This is a genomic window from Lysobacter enzymogenes (assembly GCF_017355525.1).
GTDB lineage: Bacteria > Pseudomonadota > Gammaproteobacteria > Xanthomonadales > Xanthomonadaceae > Lysobacter > Lysobacter enzymogenes_C.
The window spans coordinates 3,113,551-3,131,684 of sequence record NZ_CP067395.1; the positions used below are offsets into that span (position 1 = coordinate 3,113,551).

The window sequence follows — 18,134 nt, forward strand, 5'->3', positions numbered from 1 at the left end:
GCGCAGGAGTTAGCGAATGCGCAGACGCTCGGCGTCAAAGTCGGGCGCACGGGCTACGGCAGCCCGAGGATGGACCCGACGGAGGCCTTGAGCAGATCGACCAGCTCCGGGTCCATGTACTGATACTCGTCCGGGATGTCGAGCACGTGCACCGGCTTGTTGGCGATGACGCGGCCGAACTCGGCCATCAGCCGGGACCGATGCTTGTTCTCCATGACGAAGATGGAGTGCGCCCAGCGGATGTCGTCTGCGGACACGTGCCGGCGCGCATTGGGGCTGGTGCCGGCGGACCTTGCCCGTAGGTCGGGGTGGTTGCGCCACACAGCCTCGGCCGTGGGGCTGCGCCATTGGTTTCGGCTACAGATGAAGAGGACGTTGAGGGGTTCGTTGTCCTCGATCTCGTGCTTGTTCGAGGGGTGCGGGTAGTCGATGCCGAGCTGCTTGGCGCGGGCGAGTTTTTCCGACCGGAGGTAGAGGAGCTTCCAGTTCTTCTCGCGCTTTTCTTTCGCTTTGATTTGATCTTTTTTCAAGTGACCTAGAGCTGCATCAGGCCGAACTGGAGAGCGGCCCACAAAAAAGGGAAAGCCGATGGTAGCCGGCCACCGGCAGGAAGAAGCAACCTTTTAGCGGGAGCCAGCGGTGCCTGCAACGAGGCGAGGCGAAATGCCGGCGCGCGTCAGAAACCTGAAAACGCCCACCAAGTCATGCGTGCACACCGGCCTCGCTTGCGGCTAACTCAGACTCGGCCTGCGCCAAGGCTTCAGCTCTAAATGGTGTTGCAGGAAGTAGTGGTACGGCAGTACCGCCAGTTGGCCCAGGATCAGCAGCGGACACAAAACGACCGCGAACTTGTAGGGAAAGTACGTAATTTTCCACAGAACCACCATCCAGCTGATCGGCAGCAAGAAGCTGGACAGCCAGACCTGCCAATGGCTCCAGACCTCCTTGTGCACCGAGTACTTGGCGGATTGTCGCTCCATGAAGGACAGGCCCTTCAGCGCGGGGATCGAGCGTTGGGTCCAATAGATCTTGGTCATGGTTCTGTAGCCCTGGGTGGACGTTCGGCAATTTAGCGCAGGGTGGCGGTGGCTGTCGCGCGCCAGGGCTTCCGCCAAACAGAGGCCCCTGTTTGACACCCCTGTTTGACGCTCGCAACGGCTCGCGCGAAAGCCTTTTTGCAACAAACGCAAGCGTAGGCATCGCGCTCGTCTTCTTCGTCCGCCACCATCACTTTCGAACGAGCGAGATGTAGCTGCCGCAGACATAGATCGTATCTCCGCTGGCAAGGGGGTAGAACTCTTCCTTCGGCCCGATCTGAGTCAGGCGTACGGTAGTCAGCCACGCATCTCTCGTCGCCGTCATCCTAACGACGCCATCTACAATCGCGGTTTCAACGTCCGGAGCGCCCGAAACCGTGAACTCCCTTCCGTAGAGGATCTTGCTGCCATGTCCAGCAGCTATGATCGGCCCATCGGAGCTCCCATCCGCGGAAACCAACGGATTGTCCGTAGGCGGCACCGTTTCCATGTTCGGAATCAGCGCGATCTCTCCTTGAAAGTACACCTTCAACCCTTCGGGAATCTCGCGCGCGTACTTCCTAATCTCGCCGAGCCCGGACAGTTGATCGTGCCAGAGCGCCGCGCCGGCGTTCGCCGTCATCGTCAACGGCGGCCCGGGCGTTATGGTCCATGCGCGATTGAAGTTCAGTCCGTGACTCGAAACGGCTAGGTGACCGATTTGCTGCATGGCGATCATGTCGTTCTCTCCTTTTCGCGCCTGGCAAAACTCGATCCAGCGGTGCCTGGCCATTTGCACGCCAGAACCTCAGCGCTTCATCGCCGCGCGGCCGATGACGCACGCGACTTGCTCGATGTCGCCCTGGGGGCGCTGGATCATCCCCTTCCTACAGAACAGCAACGTGGTTTGATCGAGCGAGCGGACGACGAACTGGCATCGGCCCAACGCTGGAGCGAACTGGCCGCGAATGCTCGGTTCTGTCGGGAGCATCCCGAATTGGCGTTGCAATTGGCGGGCGATCCGTCGTCAGAGGATGAGGCGTTCGACAGAGCCGCAATAACGACCAGTGAGCCAACGCCAAGGCGCGCAAAGCGAGGAGTAAGAAAACCCGACTGAAGTTCTGGCGTGCGAGCGGCGGCTATCGTCGGAATCAGATTTCGCGGGACGGCGTAGTTCGCGGTCGCGGCTTGCGCCGCTCCTACAGCCAGATGACGCCCTTCTCCGACTGCCGATTCAGCTCGCTACGAACTCGCCGCCTGAGTGCAGGCGCCGAATGACGAGCGCGGCCAGCATCCCGTAGACGGCTTCCGGCGGGCAGTCGTTGTCGATAAAGCGGGCTCGGTCGATGGCGTATGCGGTGCCCAACTCGGCGTTTGCGTGGGCGATGCCGGTCATGACGGCGTCGAGCACGGCTTGGTCGGACAAAGGGCCGTGTACGCAGGTGCCTATGGCGGGCATGCGCTCGACCCGCGGTTCTGCGCCCGGGTCTTGCGTGAGCCGCAGTTGCAGCAAGTTGTGCCTCGGGCCGGTGATGCGGCTGACGGTCAGGTATTCGCCCTGGCGGCTGTAGAACATGGGTGGCGGTCGCGGCGTTGTTGCGGGTTCGCGGTCGCGGCTTGCGCCGCTCCTACAGGTAGGCCATGCGGGTTAGCGCCCGCCGTGTACCGGCTTGTGGGCCCGCACTGCCATCACTACACCCAGGCCGGCGAGCAGCGAGACGGCCGAGGTGCCGCCATAGCTCAACAACGGCATCGGCACGCCGACCACCGGCAGCAAGCCGGAAATCATGCCGCCGTTGACGATGACGTAGACGAAGAACGCCAACCCCAACGCGCCGGCGATCAAGCGCGAGTAGCCATCGCGCGCGCCCGCGGCGATCCACAGACAGCGACCGACGACGAACAGGTACAACGCCAGCACCGTGATGACCCCGAACCAACCGAACTCCTCACTCAACACCGCGAAGATGAAGTCGGTGGTGTGTTCGGGCAGGTAGTTCAGATGCGACTGCGAACCTTGCAGCCAGCCCTTGCCGGTCATGCCGCCAGCACCGATGGCGATCTTCGACTGGATGATGTTCCAGCCGGTGCCCAGCGGATCGGTCTCAGGATTCAAGAACGTCAGGATCCGGTCTTTCTGGTACTGCCGCAGCAGGAAGAACCACGCCGCGGGCGCGATCGCGGACACCGCGCCGAACGCGGCGACGAACCACCACCACGACAAGCCGGCGAGATACAGCGCGAACGCGCCGCTGATGCCGACCAGCATCGCGGTGCCGAAGTCGGGTTGCAGCAGGATCAACACGGTCGGCGCGCCGATCAGCACGCCGGCGACCAACACGGTCAGGAACTTCGGCGGCAGCTGCTGGCGGTTGAGATACCACGCCACCATCATCGGCAGGCTCAGCTTCAACAGCTCGGCCGGCTGGAAGTAGAACACCTTCAGGTCGATCCAGTGGCGGCCGTGCTTGCCGGTGCCGATGACCAGCACCGCGAGCAGCGGAATCATCGACACGGCGTAGATCACCGGCGTCCAGTTGCGCAGCTGCGTGATCGACATGCGCGACAAGCCCCACATCGCGGCCAAGCCAACGGCGAAGCGCGAGCCCTGGGCGAACACCATGCGGGTGGAGTGTTCGCCGGCGCTGTAGAGCACGGCCAAGCCGATGACCATCAGCGCCAGCAAGGCCGCCAGCATCATCAGGTCCAACGTGCGGGTGAACCGCAGCCCCAGGTCCCACACGTAGCGCAGGATCACTCTCACCGTTGCGGCTCCACGGTCGGGCTCACGTCGTCGTCTTCGGGGTCCAGGTTGGGTTCGATCAGGGCGTCGTCGCTGCGCGCGGGCGCGGTGGCGCCGTCTGCGGGCGGCGCGACGTAACCCGGCAGGTTCGGGCGCAGGCCGGCGGCGTTGCCGCCTTCGGCCTGCGGCACGTGGCCGGGTTGGGCGGCGACGCGCGCGTTGGCTTGGGCGACGGCCTTGGCCCAGGCGCCGTTGACCGGCACGGCCACGACTTTGAGTTCGGCCGGCACGGCGGCGCCTTCGCCGATGCCCTGGCCCGGGGTCACGGTCGGCGCCGAGCCGGGCGCCATCGCCAGCGGGGCGACGGTGGGCGCGGTCTTGCCGTCCTTGTCGGGCGCCGGGTCGGGCATCTTGCCGAGCAGCCAGGCGTCGAAGATCTTGCGCGCGATCGGCGCGGCGGTGCTGCCGCCGTAGCCGCCGTGTTCGACCACCACCGCGACGGCGATGGTCGGGTTTTCGGCCGGCGCGTAGCCGACGAACAGCGCCTGGTGGCGCAGGTGGTACGGCAGCGAATGCGGGTTGAGGCTGACGTTGCCCTTGCGGCTGACCTTCTGCGCGGTGCCGGTCTTGCCGGCCATGCGGTACGGCGCGCCGCGCGCCATCACCCGCGCGGTGCCGCGGCTGCCGTGGATGGTCGATTCCATGCCTTCGTGCACGGCTTGCAGGTGCGCGGGGTTGTCGGTGATGCGGGTGGGTTCGTCGAGTTCCTTCGGCAGCCACGGCGATTCGTAGCCGGTGCGGATCTCGCGCACGAGGTGCAGTTGGCGCAAGGTGCCGTTGTTGGCGATGGCCGCGGTGCCGCGCGCGAGTTGCAGCGCGGTCACCACCCAATAGCCCTGGCCGATGCCGGCGATGACGGTTTCGCCCGGGTACCAGCCTTCCTTCTTGTTGCGCTTGGCCTTCCACTCCGGCGACGGCAGGATGCCGACGTTTTCGCCGAGCAGGTCGATGCCGGTCTTCTGGCCGAAGCCGTAGCGCAGCATGTACTGGTCGACCTTCTGGATGCCCATGTCGAGGGCGAGCTTGTAGTAGTAGGTGTTGACCGACTGGGCGATGGATTCGCGCAGGTCGATCCAGCCGTGGCCGCCGCCGTGCGAGTCGCGGTAGCCGCGCTTCTGGCCCGGAATGTGGAACTCGCCGGTCGACAGGATCTTGTCTTCGGGCCGGCGCGCGCCGCTGTCGAGGCCGGCCAGGGCCATGAACGGCTTCATCGTCGAACCCGGCGGGCCGCCGCCGAGCACGTTGCGGTTGAACTGCGGGCGCGAGGGGTCGTCGTTGAGCGCCTTGTAGTTGGCGCTGGAAATGCCGTTGACGAACAGGTTGCTGTCGTAGCTCGGCAGGCTGACCATCGCCAGCACTTCGCCGGTGCGCGGGTCGACGGCGACGGCCGAGCCGTCCATTTCGCCGAACGCGGTGACCATCGCGCGTTGCAGGTCGAGGTCGATGCTCAGGCGCAGGTCGGCGCCGGGTTTGGCGGGGACGTGGCCGACCTGACGGATCGGGCGGCCGTCGACGTTGGTTTCGATCTGTTCGTAGCCGACCTGGCCGCGCAGTTGTTGTTCGTAGGAACGCTCCAGCCCGGTCTTGCCGATGTGGGTCAGCACGCCGGCATTCACGCCGAGCGCTTCCTGGTCCTTGGTGTCGATGCGGCCGACGTAGCCGATGACGTGCGCGAACAGCTCGCCGTACGGGTAGCGGCGGTTGAGATACGAGACGAGTTCGACGCCGGGGAAGCGCCAGCGGTCGACCGCGAACGCCGACACTTCCTCGTCGCTGACCCGCATCTTCAGCACGATCGGCTTGAAGCCGCGGGTGGCCTTGCGTTCGGCTTCGAAGCGCGAGATGTCGTCGGGCGTCAGCGCGATCACGCGCGCGAGCTGCGGCAGCCACTTGTCGCTGTCGCCGGCTTCCGACGGGGTCACTTCGATGCGGAACGCGGGGACGTTGTCGGCGAGGATGCGGCCGCGGCGGTCGTAGATCAGGCCGCGGCCCGGAACGACCGGGCGCAGCTTGACCCGGTTCTGCTCCGAGCGCATCGCGTAGTCGTCGTGCTGCCAGACCTGCAGGCGGAAGTACCAGAAGCCCAGGCCGACCACGCCGATGAGGACGAAGAAGAACGCGACCGCGGCGCGCAGGCGGAACTGGTCGGCTTCGGCCGCGGTGTTCTTGAGCACGCGCGGACGGCGGTTCAGCAGGCGGCGGCGCGGGCCCATGTCAGCGCCGGCGCCAGGTGCCCAGACGCAGCGCGTCGAGCAGCAGGAAGATCATCGGCCACAGCGCCATGCCGATCAGCGGGCCGAGCCAGTAGGTGGTCGGCAGCGACGGCTCGCGCAGCACCATATGGACCACGGCGGTGACGATGCGGTCGTTGAGCATCAGGCCGCCGATCGCCAGCGCCTGTTGCGACAGCGGGAAGAACCGCAGGCGGGCGCGGAAGCGTTGCAGGATGAAGGCCATCACCACCAGCCGCAGCGCTTGTTCGCCGAGCAGGCCGTCGGAGACGAGGTCGCCGCACAGGCCGACGATGAAGGCGAAGCCGAGGCCGACGCGGTCTGGGTCTTCGATCACCCAGTACGCCAGCACCAGGCCGAGCCAGTACGGGCGCAGCGGCGCGATCAGTTGCGGCAGCGGCAGCAGGCTCAGCGCGAGCGCGGCGACGAGGCTGACCGGCAGCACCCAGTGGTGGCGGGCGCGGGTCATCGCTGCGGCTCCTGTGGGGCGTTGCTGGGTTGCGTGCGCGCGGGCGGTTGCGCGGCGGGCGCGGCCGATTGCGAACGCGGCGCCTGCGGGCGCGCGGCGGGCGTCTGCGCGGCGCTGCGTGCGGGCGACGCGGTCGCGTTCGCAGCCGCGTCGGCCGGCGGCGCGGGTTCGATCTCGGACTTCAATTCTTCCGGCGAAGTCGCGCTGCGCCCCTTGGGCTTGCGCTGCTTGAGCTCGCTGAGCCGCTGCGCGGCGGCCTGTTCGGCCGCGGCCTGCGCCTCGGGCGAGGACGCCGAGGCGGTCTCGGGCATCGCCGGCTGGGTGTCGAAGCCGCCGGCATCGACCGGCGGCGGTGGCAGCGACAGCAGCACCAGCACTTCGCGGCCGCGGTCGAGCTGGGCCGCCGGCTTCACTTCGCCGAGCAGGAAGGCGCGGCTGTCGTCGGGCTTGAGCGCGGTGATGGTGCCGACCGGGAAGCCCGGCGGGAAGCGCCCGCCGAGGCCCGAGGTGACCAGCACGTCGCCGACGCGCACGTCGCTCGACAGCGGCACGCTGCGCAAGGTGAGGTGGTCGCTGCGGCCTTCGCCGTACACGATCAGGCGCACGCCGTTGCGCGCGACCGCGACCGGCACCGCGTGCGAGGGGTCGGTGATCAGCAGCACGCTGGCGTGCATCGGGGTGATGCCGGTGATCTGGCCGAGCAGGCCGCCGGCGTCGATCACGGTCTGGCCGACGCGCACGCGCTCGCGGCTGCCGGCGTCGAGGATCAGGCGCTGGCGCGAGGGGTCCAGGTCGATGTCGAGGATCGGCGCCAGGACCACGTCGAGGTTACCGCGCTCGGCCGCTTCCAGCAGCCCGCGCAGGCGCAGGTTGTCGGCGGCGACCGATTGCAGGCGCGCCATGCGCGCCTGGTTCAACAGCGCCTCGTTGCGCAGGCGGCGGTTTTCTTCGGTGAGCTGGCTCAGCGTGCCCGCGTCGTCGCTGACGCGTTCGACCAAGCGGCCGGGCCAGCCGGCTACGGCCCACAGCGGCGCGACCGCGATCGCGACCTGCTTGCGCGCCTGGCTGAGCCAGCCGCCGCGGTGGTCGAGCACGATCAGCGCCAGGGCCAGCGCCAGATAAGCCATCAGCCGCAGGGTGTCGGCGACTTCGCCGCTGCGGGCTGCGGTAGGTGGGCCGGCGTAAGGGGGCATTAGTGCCGGGATTCGCGATTCGGGATTCGGGATTGGTAAAAACACGAACGCAGCGAATGGGTCGCTGCGCGCGTAACGAAACCACAGATTGAAAATCTATCGCACAACAGCGCGATCGAGAATTTGCGAGCGCGAGAGGCTTTTGCCAATCCCGAATCACGAATCCCCAATCCCGGCTTCACTCGGGCGCGAAGAACTCGTTGCCGTGCATGTCGACCAGTTCCAGCGCGCGGCCGCCGCCGCGGGCGACGCAGGTCAGCGGGTCGTCGGCCACCTGCACGTGCAGGCCGGTTTCCTCGCTGATCAGGCGGTCCAGGTCGCGCAGCAGGGCGCCGCCGCCGGTCAGCACGATGCCGCGCTCGGCGACGTCGGCGCACAGTTCCGGCGGGGTCTGCTCGAGCGCCAGCTTGATCGCCGAGACGATGCCCGACAGCGGCTCGCGCAGCGCTTCGAGCACTTCGTTGGAATTGATGGTGACCATCTTCGGCACGCCTTCGGCGAGGTTGCGGCCGGAGATCTCGACGGTGCTGGCGCGTTCCTGCGGGTAGGCGCAGCCGATTTCGAGCTTGATGCGCTCGGCGGTGGCTTCGCCGATCAGGGTGCCGTAGGTGCGGCGCACGTAGTTGATGATGGCTTCGTCGAAGCGGTCGCCGCCGATGCGGACCGAGGCTGAGTAGACGATGCCGTTCAGCGCGATCACCGCGACTTCGGTGGTGCCGCCGCCGACGTCGACGACCATCGAGCCGCGCGCTTCGGTCACCGGCATGCCGGCGCCGATCGCCGCGGCCATCGGTTCTTCGATCAGGTAGACCTCGCGCGCGCCGGCCTCCTCGGCCGATTCCTTGATCGCGCGGCGCTCGACCTGGGTCGAGCCGCACGGCACGCACACCAGCACGCGCGGGCTCGGGCGCAGGAAGCGCGACTTGTGCACCTTGCGGATGAAATGCTTGAGCATTTCCTCGGTGTAGGTGAAGTCGGCGATGACGCCGTCCTTCATCGGCCGGATGGTGGTGATGTGGCCCGGGGTGCGGCCGAGCATCTGCTTGGCCTCCCCGCCGACCGCCGCGACCGTGCGGTTGCCGCCGATCATGCGGTCCTGGCGCACCGCGACCACGGACGGCTCGTTCAGCACGATGCCCTGGCCGCGGACATAAATGAGGGTATTCGCCGTGCCCAGGTCGATGGACAGGTCGTTGGAGAACATGCCGCGAAACTTCTTGAACATCGGGGGATTGGGCCGTCAAAAATGGGGGCGGAGCGGGGGCGTTAGCCTAGCAATCGCCCCCCCTGCGAGCAAGGAAAATCAACGGTTTCGGGGTCGGCCGGCTATTCAGCCAAGGGCCGCCGGGGTGGGTCCGGGACCCTGGGGATAACCCTAGGTCCGGGGGCTGCCGGGGCGACCCGGCGGGCGGGTCCGGGGCGAAGGCGGTCGCGGCTCGGGTGGATCACGACGGGGTGAGAAACGCGGCGGTCAGGGCGACCGGTCGGGACCCTCGGGACGAGGGTTCGAGCAGGCCCGTTGCCGCCCCGCGCCGGCCCCGCGGCGCAAAAAACTGGCCGCGCCCGCGCGCAACGGCTACCCTACCGCCGCCGGGCGGCCACACACCGCCCGTTCTTGCATTCGCGGATTGGATTCCGCGACGACGACGCTTCCAAAAACCATCTCGGGGTGAACCTACATGTCTGCGCTGATCTGCGGCTCGCTGGCCTACGACACCATCATGGTGTTTCCGGACCAGTTCAAGAACCACATCCTGCCGGACAAGGTCCACATCTTGAACGTGTCGTTCCTGGTGCCGCGCATGCGCCGCGAGTTCGGCGGCTGCGCCGGCAACATCGCCTACAACCTCAAGCTGCTCGGCGGCGATCCGATTCCGATGGCCACCGTCGGCCAGGATTTCGGCCCGTACCGCACGCATCTTGAAGCCTGCGGCATCCGCCTGGATTGCGTGCGCGTGTTCGAAGAACAGTTCACTCCGCAGTGCTTCATCACCACCGACCTGGACAACAACCAGATCACCGCGTTCCATCCCGGCGCGATGTCGAACTCGCACAGCAACCATGTGCGCGACGTCGAAGGCGTGACCTTCGGCATCGTCGCGCCGGACGGCCGCGACGGCATGCTGCAGAACTCGAAGGAATTCGCCGAACTCGGCATTCCCTTCATCTTCGATCCGGGCCAGGCGATGCCGCTGTTCAACGGCGAGGAACTGCGCGCGTTCATCGAGCAGGCCGATTACGTGGTGGTCAACGACTACGAGTCGAACCTGCTGCAGACGCGCACCGGCTGGGACGAGAAGCAGATCGTGTCGCGGGTGAAGGCCTACATCACCACGCTCGGCCCGCGCGGCGCGATCATCCACACGCCGCAAGAGACCTACACCATTCCGCCGGCGTACGAGCGCCGCGTGACCGATCCGACCGGCTGCGGCGACGCGTTCCGCGCCGGCCTGATCTTCGGCATCGAGAAGGGCTACGACTGGCTGACCATCGGCCGCATGGGCAATCTGATGGGCGCGCTGAAGGTCGAACACCCGGGCACGCAGAACCAGCGTTTCGATTACGCCGAGTTCGCCGAACAGTTCCGTCAGCAGTTCGGTTACGCGCTGTAAGCGCGGCGGCGTTCGCGATGCCCGAAAAATCCCGGCTCCGGCCGGGATTTTTTTTGGCGATGCCCGCCTCCTGTAGGAGCGGCGCGAGCCGCGGCCGCGAATCCGCAGCCACGACGCAACCGTTTCGGCGCGGGGAACGTCCGGCGCGATCTGCCGCCCCGCGGTCGCGGCTCGCGCCGCTCCTACAGGGAGGCCATGCAGGCATAGAATCGGTGCGACCTCCCGCCAGGATCCGCCCCATGCCGCGCCGCATCACGCTCCGCCTGCTGCCGCTGCTCATCGCCCTCGCCGCCGGCGCGGCCCACGCCGACGGCGTCGGCCTGGGCACGCTGGAAACCCGCGAATCGGTCACCGGCACGAAAGTGCCCGTGGCGATCCTCTACCCCAGCGCCGAGGCCAAGCCGGACGCGGTCACCGAGGTCGGCCCCTACCCCGTCGAGGCCCAGCGCGACGCCGCGCCGAAAGCCGGCACGTTCCCGCTGATCGTGCTCTCGCACGGCCACCGCGGCAGCATGTACGGCCACTACGACCTCGCCGCGGAACTGGCCCGCCACGGCTACATCGTCGCCGCGCCGCAGCACACCGGCGACAGCTACGACGACGTCAGCGGCGCCGGCACCGACCGCGCGCTGCTCGGCCGCGCGTGGCAGGCCAGCGCGGCGATCGACGCGGTGCTGGCCGACAAGCGCATCGGCGCCCACGTCGACGCCGCGCGGATCGGCGCCGCCGGGTTCTCTGCGGGCGGCTACACCACGCTGCTGTTGCTCGGCGCGAAGCCCGATTTCGATTTGTTCCCGAAGTATTGCGCCGAGCATCCGGGCATGCCGGAGCTGTGCGACCGGCCGCTGCCCGAGAAGATGCGCACCATCGCGAATCCGCCGGCGACCGTCGACGCGCGCGTACGCGCCGGCTTCGCGATGGCGCCCTTCAGCATCCTGTTCGACGCCGACAGCTTCCGCGCGATGACGCGTCCGGTGTTCCTGTACATCGCGCAGAAGGATCAGGTGCTGGCGCCGGCCGACAACGGCCTGCGCATCCGTCCGCTGCTGCCGACCCTGGCCGGTTTCGCCGAGGTGCCCGGCGCCGGGCATTACGTGTTCCTGCCGCCGTGCAGCGCGGGGTTCGCCAAGGAGGTGCCGGCGATCTGCACCGACGCGCCGGGCGTGGATCGCGCGAAGGCGCATCGCGACATCAACGCTGCGGCGGTGAAGTTCTTCGACGCGCAGTTCAAGGGCGAGCTGGCTGCACGGGCGGCGCCCGCCGCAGGTCAGGCGAAGTCCGAGCTGTAACGCCAGGCTCCCTGTAGGAGCGGCGCGAGCCGCGACCGCGGATCCGCAACTACGGCGAAACTTTCGTCGCGACCGGCGAGTCCGCGGTCGCGGCTTGCGCCGCTCCTACAGGGGGATCGCGGCGTTGCGCGGCGTTGTTGCGCCAACGCGCGAACGCAGCGGCATTGCCTTCGAACACGTTGAGATCGACCGGCCCCTCGATGCCCTCGACCCGCGCGCGGTTGTGGTACTGCCACAGCGTCCAGGCCGCGCGCGAATCCGGTACGTGCAGGATCGAACGCCGCCACAGCGGCCGCGGCGGCAGCGCCTCGCGGTAGGCGTCGAAGAATTCCGGGGTCACGTACAGCAGCGCCGGCTTGGCGTAGGCGGCCTCCACCGGCGCCAGGAAGGCGTCGAGTTCGGCGCGCATCGCCGCCGCATCGGGCCGCCGGCCGCAGTTGCCGCCGAATTCCAGATCCACCGCGGGCGGCAAGGCCTCGGCGCTGGCGGGCGCGGCGGCAAGGAAGTTCGTCGCTTGTTCCGCGCCGGTGCGGCAGAAGGTGAAGAAGTGATACGCGCCGACCGCAACGCCGGCGGCGCGCGCTTCGAGTTCGTTGACCGCGTAGCGGCGATCGCGATGGTCGCCGCCTTCGCTGGCTTTGAGGTACGCGAAGGCGACGTCGTCGCGCGCGACCGCGTTCCAGTCGATCGCGCCCTGGTGATGCGACACGTCGATGCCGCGCAGCGGGTAGCGCGCGCGGTCGGGTTGCCAGTGCAGGAACCACCCGCGCGCGGCGAGGCTCAGCGCGAGCGCCGCCGCGGCGACGGCCAAGGTGCGCCACACGATGCGGCGCCAGCGGATACGGTCGAATCGGTCGGGCATGCGGATTTCCAGTCGCGGACGATGGCGCGGCCGCGGCGCTATTCTTCCGCGTAAACCGGGATCTTCGCCAGCGCGATGCCGGCCCGGCGCAGGATCGCGTTCAGCGCCTGCCTGTCGCCCATCGAAGCCGCTTGCCCGCTGGCTTGTTCGCCGTTTTCGACCACCAGTACCTGACCGCACTGGTAGCACAGCAGCACTTCGAAACGCCGGCCGCCGCTGACGAACGACACCGCGTGGCGATACTCGGGCGCGCACAGGCTGACGTAGTCGGGCACCCGGCCGAGCGCTTCGTTGAGCGCGGTCCGCACCACCGCTGCGTCGGCGCGGCCGATGCGGGTGCGGCCGAGCACGCGGTTGCGGTGGAAGCAGGCTTCGCGCTTGCACCATCGGCTCTCGCTGCGCGCGACCAGGGCTTCCTCGCGTTGCGAGCGCTGCGGCTCCGGAAGGTCGTCCCACGCGGCCGGGATCCTCGGGTATTCCCAGGGTTGCAGCGAATACAAGGTCAGCTCCTGCGCGCCGGCCAGCGCGTCCAGCGCCCGCGTGCGCAGGCTGCCGGGTTCGGGCGGCGCGATGTCCGGCTGCGGCTGTGGTCGCGGCTGCGCAGGCACGGGCGCTTGTGCGCGCGGCGCGGCCGTCAACGCGTTTTCGGCCTCGTCCGCATCGGCAGCCGCCGCAGCAGCAGCGGCTTCCGGCGGCGCGGCTACAGCCACGCACGACAACATCGACAAGAACAGCAGCGCCGCGGCGATCGACCTGCGAAACGAATCCATTCGTCCTCCAGCGGTGGCGCGCGCGAACGCCGGCGCGCTCGGCGTTCGGCTTACTTCCAGCCCGGCATCTTCTCCGGCTTCAACCCGCCGACCTCGAACGTCGCGGTGCGGGTGCCGCCGGCCTTGACCGGAAACTCGATGCTCAATTCCTTGACGCCGCCGATCAGCCGCCACAGCGCGCGCTCGTCCTCGACGAACATCGCGATGGCTTCGTCGGTCTTCGGCCGGCTGCCGGCCATCGTCTTGGTCTTGCCGTCCACGGTGACCTTGAGCTTGCAGCCGCCGTAGCAATTGAAGTCGCCGACCTGCAGCACGAGGTAGCTGCTGCGGCCCCAGTCGGGATGGTCGCGGAAGATCAGCTGGACCGGACGCGGGGTGCGGCCGTCGGTCTCGACGTTCGCCTTGGCGTAGATCGACGCCGACAGCTGGATGCCGCTCTTGCCCTTGGCCAGCTTGACCGGCGTGCTCATGTACGACCACAGCGATTCGACCCGGCGCTGTTCGCGCGCGGCCTTGGCCTTGGCCTGCGCTTCTTCGTACTGGGCGCGGATGCGTTCGGCGGTCGGCGTGCCGGCGTATTTGGACGTCACCATTTCGCCGTAGGCCGCGGCCATGTCCCATTTCTGTTCGGCGTAGGCGGCGTCGAAGTTCTTGGCTTCGGCGGCGGCGGCCTGTTCCTTCTGCGCGGCCTGCGCGGCTTCGGCGATCTTGGGGTCGGGCTTGTCGCAGCCGGCCAGGATCATCGCGGCGGCGAGCAGGGCGGTGGCGTGGCGGACGTTCATCGCGGGCGGGCCTCGGTTATCAGTCGGTTCACCGCGTCGGCGGCTTGTTGCGGGCGTTCGACGATCGACATGTGGCCGCAGCCGTCGAGCAGCACGCGCTGCGCCTGCGGCAGTTGCGCGGCGTACAAATCCAGCGCGCTGGGGTCGATCACCACGTCCTGCGCGCACCATAGCAGCAAGGACGGTTGGCGGATGCCGGCGGCTTCGGTGCCGGGCAGGAAGCGTTCGTCGCCGCGGCCGATCTTGTCGAGCACGGATTGCTCGAACGCGGCGTCGCGGCGGCGCTTGTCGATGTAGAAGCGGCTGGCCGGCCACGGAATCACCGGTTTGGCCGCATCGTCGTAGAACACGATGTCGATGTAGCGTTGCAGCGAGGCCGGGTCTGCGACCGCGAACGGATTCTTGCCGCGCAGCACCGCCAAGCCGAACGCGTTGTCGTTGAAGCGCACGCCGGCCGCGTCGAACAGGCCCATGCGGTCGACCTCGCGCGGATGCCGCGCGGTCGTCAGCGCGACGATGCCGCCGCCCATCGAATGGCCGAGCAGCACCACTTCGCTGCCGGGCTTGCGCGCCACCTGTTCGATGAAGCGGGCCACGCGCGCGCTTTGCGCGACGAAGCCGTAATCGCCGCCGGCCTTGCGTTCGCTTTCGCCCCAGCCCGGCAGGTCCGGCACGAACAGGCGGTAGCGGCCGCGCAGGCGCTGCGCCAGCGGATACCAGTTTTCCTTGCTGCCGGTGAAGCCGTGGATCATCACCACGGTCGGCGCGTTCGCCGGCGCTTCGTCGTTGTAGGCGTAGACCCAGCGGTGGTCGTCGATCTTGGCCGCGTTGCGGGTCAGCCCGGCCAGCCAGCGCTGGCGCGCGTAGTCGGCGAGCACCGCGCGATAGGGGTCGGGCCATAGCCACACGACCATTGCGCACAGCAAAACGGCCGCCACGAGGGCGGCCGCTTTGAGCAGGGGGCGACGCTTGCGCATGCGCCCGCCGGCCTTACTGCCCCGCCGCCGCGGCCGGTGCGGCCTTGGCCTTGGCGATGGTGGCTTCGACCGAGCCGGTGGTGATCGGGTGATAGCCCGGCTTGGCCTTGGCGAAGGTGTCTTCGGCCAGCTTCAGGCCTTCGGGGGTTTTCACCAGTTCCTCGTAGGTCGGCATGATCAGCTTGCGCCGGCCGATCTTCTGCAGGAACGCGGCGATCGCGCTGTCGGCGGCGTGGTAGCCGCTGCGCACCGCGAGCGGATACCAGCGCTGGGCGATTTCGCCGTTCGGCGTGCCGGTGAACTTGTACGCGGCGTCGAGCGCCTTGAGCTGGTCGACGCTGAGCTTCTCGGGCATGCCTTCGATGAAGTGCACCCACTCCTGCGTGCTCCACTTCGCGGTGGCCGCGGCGTCGGGCAGCTTGCCGCCTTCGACCCAGCCCTTGCGCGCGGCGTCGACGGCGTCGAAGCGCGGCGACACGGTCGCCGGCGCCGACTTCGGCACGCCCGGGCCGTAGATCCACTCGTCCAGCTCGGCCTCGCTGACCTTGCCCGGATGCTTGGCCAGCAGGTTGGCCTTGGCGTATTCGACGAACTTCTCGGTCGGGATCGACTGGAACGCGAAGTGGTCGAAGTAGCCGCGCAGGAACGGATCGAACACCTCGCGGCCGTAGCGCTGCTCGAGGAACTGCAGGAACCACGCGCCCTTGGTGTAGACGGTGGCGCTGGAGGCCTCGTCCGGATCCTTCAGCGTGCCCGGCTTCAGCGCCAGCGCCTGCAGCTTGGGATCGATGGTCTTGAACTCGGCGGCCAGCTCGTTGCGGCCGATCACGTTCTCCATGTCGGCGCGCTCCTTGCCGTACAGCGCTTCGACGATGCGGTTCTCGACGTAGCTGGTGAAGCCTTCGTTGAGCCAGGCGTCCTTGCTGCTGCTGAAGGTGACCAGGTTGCCCGACCAGCTGTGCGCCAACTCATGCGCGACCAGCGACACCAGCGACTTGTCGCCGACGATCACGGTCGGGGTGGCGAAGGTCAGGCGCGGGTTCTCCATGCCGCCGTACGGGAACGACGGCGGCAGCACCAGGATGTCGTAGCGCTCCCAGCGATAGGGACCGTAGAGCTGCTCGGTGGTCTCCATCATCTTTTCGGTGTCGGCGAACTCGCTCGCGGCCTTCTTGACCATCGCCGGCTCGGCCCACACGCCGCTGCGGTTGGAGATCGGCTGGAAGGTCAGGTCGCCGGCGGCGATGGCGAGCAGGTACGACGGAATCTTCTGCGGCATCTTGAAGCTGTAGTCGCCGTCGCGCGCCGCCTTCGGATCGTTGTCGGCGCTCATCAGCACCATCGCGTCGTGCGGCGCGGTGACGTGCGCGGTGTAGGTGAAGCGCACGCTCGGCGTATCCTGCAGCGGCACCCACGAACGCGCGTGGATCTGCTGCGACTGGCTGAACATGAAGGGCTGCTTCTTGCCCTCGGTCATCGACGGCTCCAGCCACTGCAGGCCGGACGCGCCCGGCGAGGTCGCATAGGCCACGCGGATGCGCTTGTTGCGCTGCGGCGCGTCGATGGTGAGCTTGCTGCCGAGGGTCTTGTCGGCGTCGGCCAGGGCGTACTTGAGTTCGCTCCACTTGCCGTCGGCGGATTCGCCGAACACTTGCTCGATCTTCAGGTCGCGGCTGTCGAGCACCAGCTGGTTGGCCTTGGGATCGGTCCAGTCCAGGGTGTAGGTGGCGCTGCCGGACAGGGTCTTGGCGGCGAAGTCGACCTTCAGTTCCAGCGCGAGGTCGTCGATGCGGACCAGATCGGGCTGGGCGTAGGAATGTTCGTCGCGGTCGGCCGCGGCAACGGCGGTGTCGCTCACTTTGGCCTCCGGGGTCGCGGCGGGCTTGGACGAGTCCGCGGCCGGCGCGGATTCGCGCGAGCAGCCGGCGGCGGCGGTGAGGGCTGCGACGAGGCAGACGGTGAGGATCGAGGTGCGCATCGATGGATCACTGAAGACGGACGAAGGGCCGAGTGTAGCGCCTCGCCCCGCGGCGGGGCTTGTGCATCTTGGCAGTCGACACGGACCGCGGCGGCGATGCTTGGATCGGCGGCGATCAGGGGCGGCGACGGCGCAGGCGGGGTTGCGGCGGCCGTCGCCGGCGCGCGCGGGCCGGCAGCCACTCCGGCGATACGCATCGTCCCGGCCGCGCGCACTGGCGCAACGTCCGCGGTGCGGCTAGCATTGTCCCATTCTTCCATTATTCGGAACTTTAGACATGAGCCTCCCCCTCGCAGGAAAAGTCGCCCTCGTCACCGGCGCCAGCCGCGGCATCGGCGCCGCCATCGCCCGCCGCCTCGCCGCCGACGGCGCGGATGTGGCGATCACCTATGTCAGCTCGGCGCAGCGCGCCGAAGACCTCGCCGCGCAGATCCGCCAAGGCGGCCGCCGCGCCGTCGCCATCGCCGCCGACAGCGCCGACGCGCAGGCGGTGACCGCGGCGGTGGAGCGCACCGTGGCCGAGCTCGGCCGCATCGACATCCTGGTCAACAACGCCGGGGTCTGGACTTACGGGCCGTTCGAAGACGAATCGCTGGAGAATTACGAGCGGATCATGGCGATCCACGTGCGCGCGCCGTTCGTGGCCGCGCAGGCGGCGTCCAAGCATCTGACCCGCGGCGGCCGCATCATCACCATCGGCAGTTGCCTGGGCGAGCGCGTGGGCGCGCCGGGCATGGCGCTGTATTCGTTGAGCAAGGCCGCAGTGGTGGGCCTGAGCAAGGGTCTGGCGCAGGACCTGGGCAAGCGCGGCATCACCGTCAACACGGTGCAACCGGGGCCGATCGATACCGACATGAATCCGGCCGACGGCGAAGGCGCCGATCATCAGCGCGGCGGTTTGCCGCTGGGCGAGTTCGGCACTGCGGACGACATCGCCGCGACGGTGGCGCATCTGGCCGGGCCGGGCGGCGCGTTCATCACCGGTACGCAGATTTCGGTGGATGGCGGGTTTTCGGCTTGAGTGCGGTGGGGCGGAGGTTTCGGTGCGGGTCCGCGGCGAGGTGAGCGGAAGGCGTCGGGGCTGAGGCCCCTCCCCCAGGTTTCGTCGCGATGAAGCCCTGGATGCCCGCGTTCGCGGGCATGACGGTAGGT

18 protein-coding genes are annotated in these 18,134 nt (G+C 68.2%); 4 read left to right on the forward strand and 14 right to left on the reverse strand.

All coding sequences use genetic code 11. The features are described 5' to 3' along the window. Window positions 1-53 precede the first annotated feature (53 nt). The 3 genes from JHW38_RS13055 to JHW38_RS13065 all read right to left on the reverse strand — a co-directional run bounded on the left by JHW38_RS13055 (window position 54) and on the right by JHW38_RS13065 (window position 1,755). Window positions 54-530: a low molecular weight protein tyrosine phosphatase family protein gene (locus JHW38_RS13055; protein ID WP_242690931.1), complete on the reverse strand. Its 477-nt coding sequence runs from the start codon at window positions 528-530 to the stop codon at window positions 54-56. A gap of 201 nt (window positions 531-731) precedes the next feature. Beyond that, window positions 732-1,037 carry a hypothetical protein gene (locus JHW38_RS13060; RefSeq protein ID WP_207521761.1) on the reverse strand — a complete coding sequence of 102 codons (306 nt, stop codon included), beginning with the start codon at window positions 1,035-1,037 and terminating at the stop codon, window positions 732-734. A gap of 190 nt (window positions 1,038-1,227) precedes the next feature. Next, window positions 1,228-1,755 carry a hypothetical protein gene (locus JHW38_RS13065; protein ID WP_207521762.1) on the reverse strand — a complete coding sequence of 176 codons (528 nt, stop codon included), beginning with the start codon at window positions 1,753-1,755 and terminating at the stop codon, window positions 1,228-1,230. Between JHW38_RS13065 and JHW38_RS13070 the strand changes: the two genes are divergently transcribed. After that, window positions 1,729-2,133 carry a hypothetical protein gene (locus JHW38_RS13070; protein ID WP_207521763.1) on the forward strand — a complete coding sequence of 135 codons (405 nt, stop codon included), beginning with the start codon at window positions 1,729-1,731 and terminating at the stop codon, window positions 2,131-2,133. The two genes, JHW38_RS13065 and JHW38_RS13070, sit on opposite strands and share 27 nt — an antisense overlap. A 117-nt stretch (window positions 2,134-2,250) precedes the next feature. Here the strand turns inward: JHW38_RS13070 and JHW38_RS13075 are convergent, their stop codons facing one another. The 6 genes from JHW38_RS13075 to JHW38_RS13100 all read right to left on the reverse strand — a co-directional run bounded on the left by JHW38_RS13075 (window position 2,251) and on the right by JHW38_RS13100 (window position 8,937). Then, entirely contained in the window at window positions 2,251-2,592 is a 342-nt protein-coding gene (locus JHW38_RS13075; protein WP_207521764.1) for a hypothetical protein, read from the reverse strand. Window positions 2,593-2,664: 72 nt separating this feature from the next. Further along, entirely contained in the window at window positions 2,665-3,780 is a 1,116-nt protein-coding gene (gene rodA / locus JHW38_RS13080) for a rod shape-determining protein RodA (RefSeq protein WP_207521765.1), read from the reverse strand. Beyond that, window positions 3,777-6,032, reverse strand: a complete 2,256-nt coding sequence (gene mrdA / locus JHW38_RS13085; protein ID WP_207521766.1) for a penicillin-binding protein 2 — start codon at window positions 6,030-6,032, stop codon at window positions 3,777-3,779. The genes rodA and mrdA overlap by 4 nt, the downstream gene beginning before the upstream one ends. A gap of 1 nt (window position 6,033) precedes the next feature. Beyond that, window positions 6,034-6,519 carry a rod shape-determining protein MreD gene (mreD, locus tag JHW38_RS13090; RefSeq protein WP_207521767.1) on the reverse strand — a complete coding sequence of 162 codons (486 nt, stop codon included), beginning with the start codon at window positions 6,517-6,519 and terminating at the stop codon, window positions 6,034-6,036. Continuing rightward, window positions 6,516-7,712 carry a rod shape-determining protein MreC gene (mreC, locus tag JHW38_RS13095; RefSeq protein ID WP_207521768.1) on the reverse strand — a complete coding sequence of 399 codons (1,197 nt, stop codon included), beginning with the start codon at window positions 7,710-7,712 and terminating at the stop codon, window positions 6,516-6,518. Before mreC ends, mreD begins: the two co-directional genes overlap by 4 nt. 178 nt (window positions 7,713-7,890) lie before the next feature. Beyond that, window positions 7,891-8,937 (reverse strand): rod shape-determining protein, encoded by a 1,047-nt coding sequence (locus tag JHW38_RS13100; RefSeq protein ID WP_207521769.1) that lies wholly within the window; start codon window positions 8,935-8,937, stop codon window positions 7,891-7,893. Between the two features lie 454 nt (window positions 8,938-9,391). On the opposite strand from JHW38_RS13100, the gene JHW38_RS13105 reads away from it, so the two are divergent. Further along, complete coding sequence (locus tag JHW38_RS13105; RefSeq protein WP_207521770.1) at window positions 9,392-10,324, forward strand: carbohydrate kinase family protein; 933 nt, start codon at window positions 9,392-9,394, stop codon at window positions 10,322-10,324. 239 nt (window positions 10,325-10,563) lie between these two features. Next, window positions 10,564-11,613 (forward strand): alpha/beta hydrolase family protein, encoded by a 1,050-nt coding sequence (locus JHW38_RS13110; protein WP_207521771.1) that lies wholly within the window; start codon window positions 10,564-10,566, stop codon window positions 11,611-11,613. Window positions 11,614-11,662: 49 nt separating this feature from the next. Here JHW38_RS13110 and JHW38_RS13115 read toward each other — a convergent pair whose 3' ends face one another. The 5 genes from JHW38_RS13115 to JHW38_RS13135 all read right to left on the reverse strand — a co-directional run bounded on the left by JHW38_RS13115 (window position 11,663) and on the right by JHW38_RS13135 (window position 16,982). Further along, a complete protein-coding gene (locus JHW38_RS13115) occupies window positions 11,663-12,475 on the reverse strand; it encodes a GH25 family lysozyme (protein WP_207521772.1) in 813 nt (270 codons plus the stop codon). 38 nt (window positions 12,476-12,513) lie between these two features. Further along, complete coding sequence (locus JHW38_RS13120; RefSeq protein ID WP_207521773.1) at window positions 12,514-13,083, reverse strand: hypothetical protein; 570 nt, start codon at window positions 13,081-13,083, stop codon at window positions 12,514-12,516. Between the two features lie 212 nt (window positions 13,084-13,295). Further along, complete coding sequence (locus tag JHW38_RS13125) at window positions 13,296-14,027, reverse strand: hypothetical protein (RefSeq protein ID WP_207521774.1); 732 nt, start codon at window positions 14,025-14,027, stop codon at window positions 13,296-13,298. Beyond that, complete coding sequence (locus JHW38_RS13130) at window positions 14,024-14,941, reverse strand: alpha/beta fold hydrolase (RefSeq protein ID WP_242690932.1); 918 nt, start codon at window positions 14,939-14,941, stop codon at window positions 14,024-14,026. Before JHW38_RS13130 ends, JHW38_RS13125 begins: the two co-directional genes overlap by 4 nt. Before the next feature lie 76 nt (window positions 14,942-15,017). Next, on the reverse strand, window positions 15,018-16,982 hold the full coding sequence (locus JHW38_RS13135) for a M1 family metallopeptidase (RefSeq protein ID WP_207521776.1): 1,965 nt from the start codon (window positions 16,980-16,982) through the stop codon (window positions 15,018-15,020). Between the two features lie 277 nt (window positions 16,983-17,259). Here JHW38_RS13135 and JHW38_RS13140 point away from each other — a divergent pair, with 277 nt between their 5' ends. Then, on the forward strand, window positions 17,260-18,003 hold the full coding sequence (locus tag JHW38_RS13140) for a 3-oxoacyl-ACP reductase family protein (protein ID WP_207521777.1): 744 nt from the start codon (window positions 17,260-17,262) through the stop codon (window positions 18,001-18,003). Window positions 18,004-18,134: the final 131 nt, after the last annotated feature.

What these genes read in the sequence shown, in the direction of transcription:
- JHW38_RS13110 (WP_207521771.1), top strand. Translation starts at nt 10,564, where the DNA reads ATGCCGCGCCGCATCACGCTCCGCCTGCTGCCGCTGCTCATCGCCCTC.
- JHW38_RS13105 (WP_207521770.1), top strand. Translation starts at nt 9,392, where the DNA reads ATGTCTGCGCTGATCTGCGGCTCGCTGGCCTACGACACCATCATGGTG.
- JHW38_RS13060 (WP_207521761.1), bottom strand. Translation starts at nt 1,037, where the DNA reads ATGACCAAGATCTATTGGACCCAACGCTCGATCCCCGCGCTGAAGGGC.
- mrdA (WP_207521766.1), bottom strand. Translation starts at nt 6,032, where the DNA reads ATGGGCCCGCGCCGCCGCCTGCTGAACCGCCGTCCGCGCGTGCTCAAG.
- JHW38_RS13100 (WP_207521769.1), bottom strand. Translation starts at nt 8,937, where the DNA reads ATGTTCAAGAAGTTTCGCGGCATGTTCTCCAACGACCTGTCCATCGAC.
- JHW38_RS13140 (WP_207521777.1), top strand. Translation starts at nt 17,260, where the DNA reads ATGAGCCTCCCCCTCGCAGGAAAAGTCGCCCTCGTCACCGGCGCCAGC.
- JHW38_RS13075 (WP_207521764.1), bottom strand. Translation starts at nt 2,592, where the DNA reads ATGTTCTACAGCCGCCAGGGCGAATACCTGACCGTCAGCCGCATCACC.
- mreD (WP_207521767.1), bottom strand. Translation starts at nt 6,519, where the DNA reads ATGACCCGCGCCCGCCACCACTGGGTGCTGCCGGTCAGCCTCGTCGCC.
- JHW38_RS13115 (WP_207521772.1), bottom strand. Translation starts at nt 12,475, where the DNA reads ATGCCCGACCGATTCGACCGTATCCGCTGGCGCCGCATCGTGTGGCGC.
- JHW38_RS13135 (WP_207521776.1), bottom strand. Translation starts at nt 16,982, where the DNA reads ATGCGCACCTCGATCCTCACCGTCTGCCTCGTCGCAGCCCTCACCGCC.
- JHW38_RS13125 (WP_207521774.1), bottom strand. Translation starts at nt 14,027, where the DNA reads ATGAACGTCCGCCACGCCACCGCCCTGCTCGCCGCCGCGATGATCCTG.
- JHW38_RS13065 (WP_207521762.1), bottom strand. Translation starts at nt 1,755, where the DNA reads ATGATCGCCATGCAGCAAATCGGTCACCTAGCCGTTTCGAGTCACGGA.
- JHW38_RS13130 (WP_242690932.1), bottom strand. Translation starts at nt 14,941, where the DNA reads ATGGTCGTGTGGCTATGGCCCGACCCCTATCGCGCGGTGCTCGCCGAC.
- mreC (WP_207521768.1), bottom strand. Translation starts at nt 7,712, where the DNA reads ATGCCCCCTTACGCCGGCCCACCTACCGCAGCCCGCAGCGGCGAAGTC.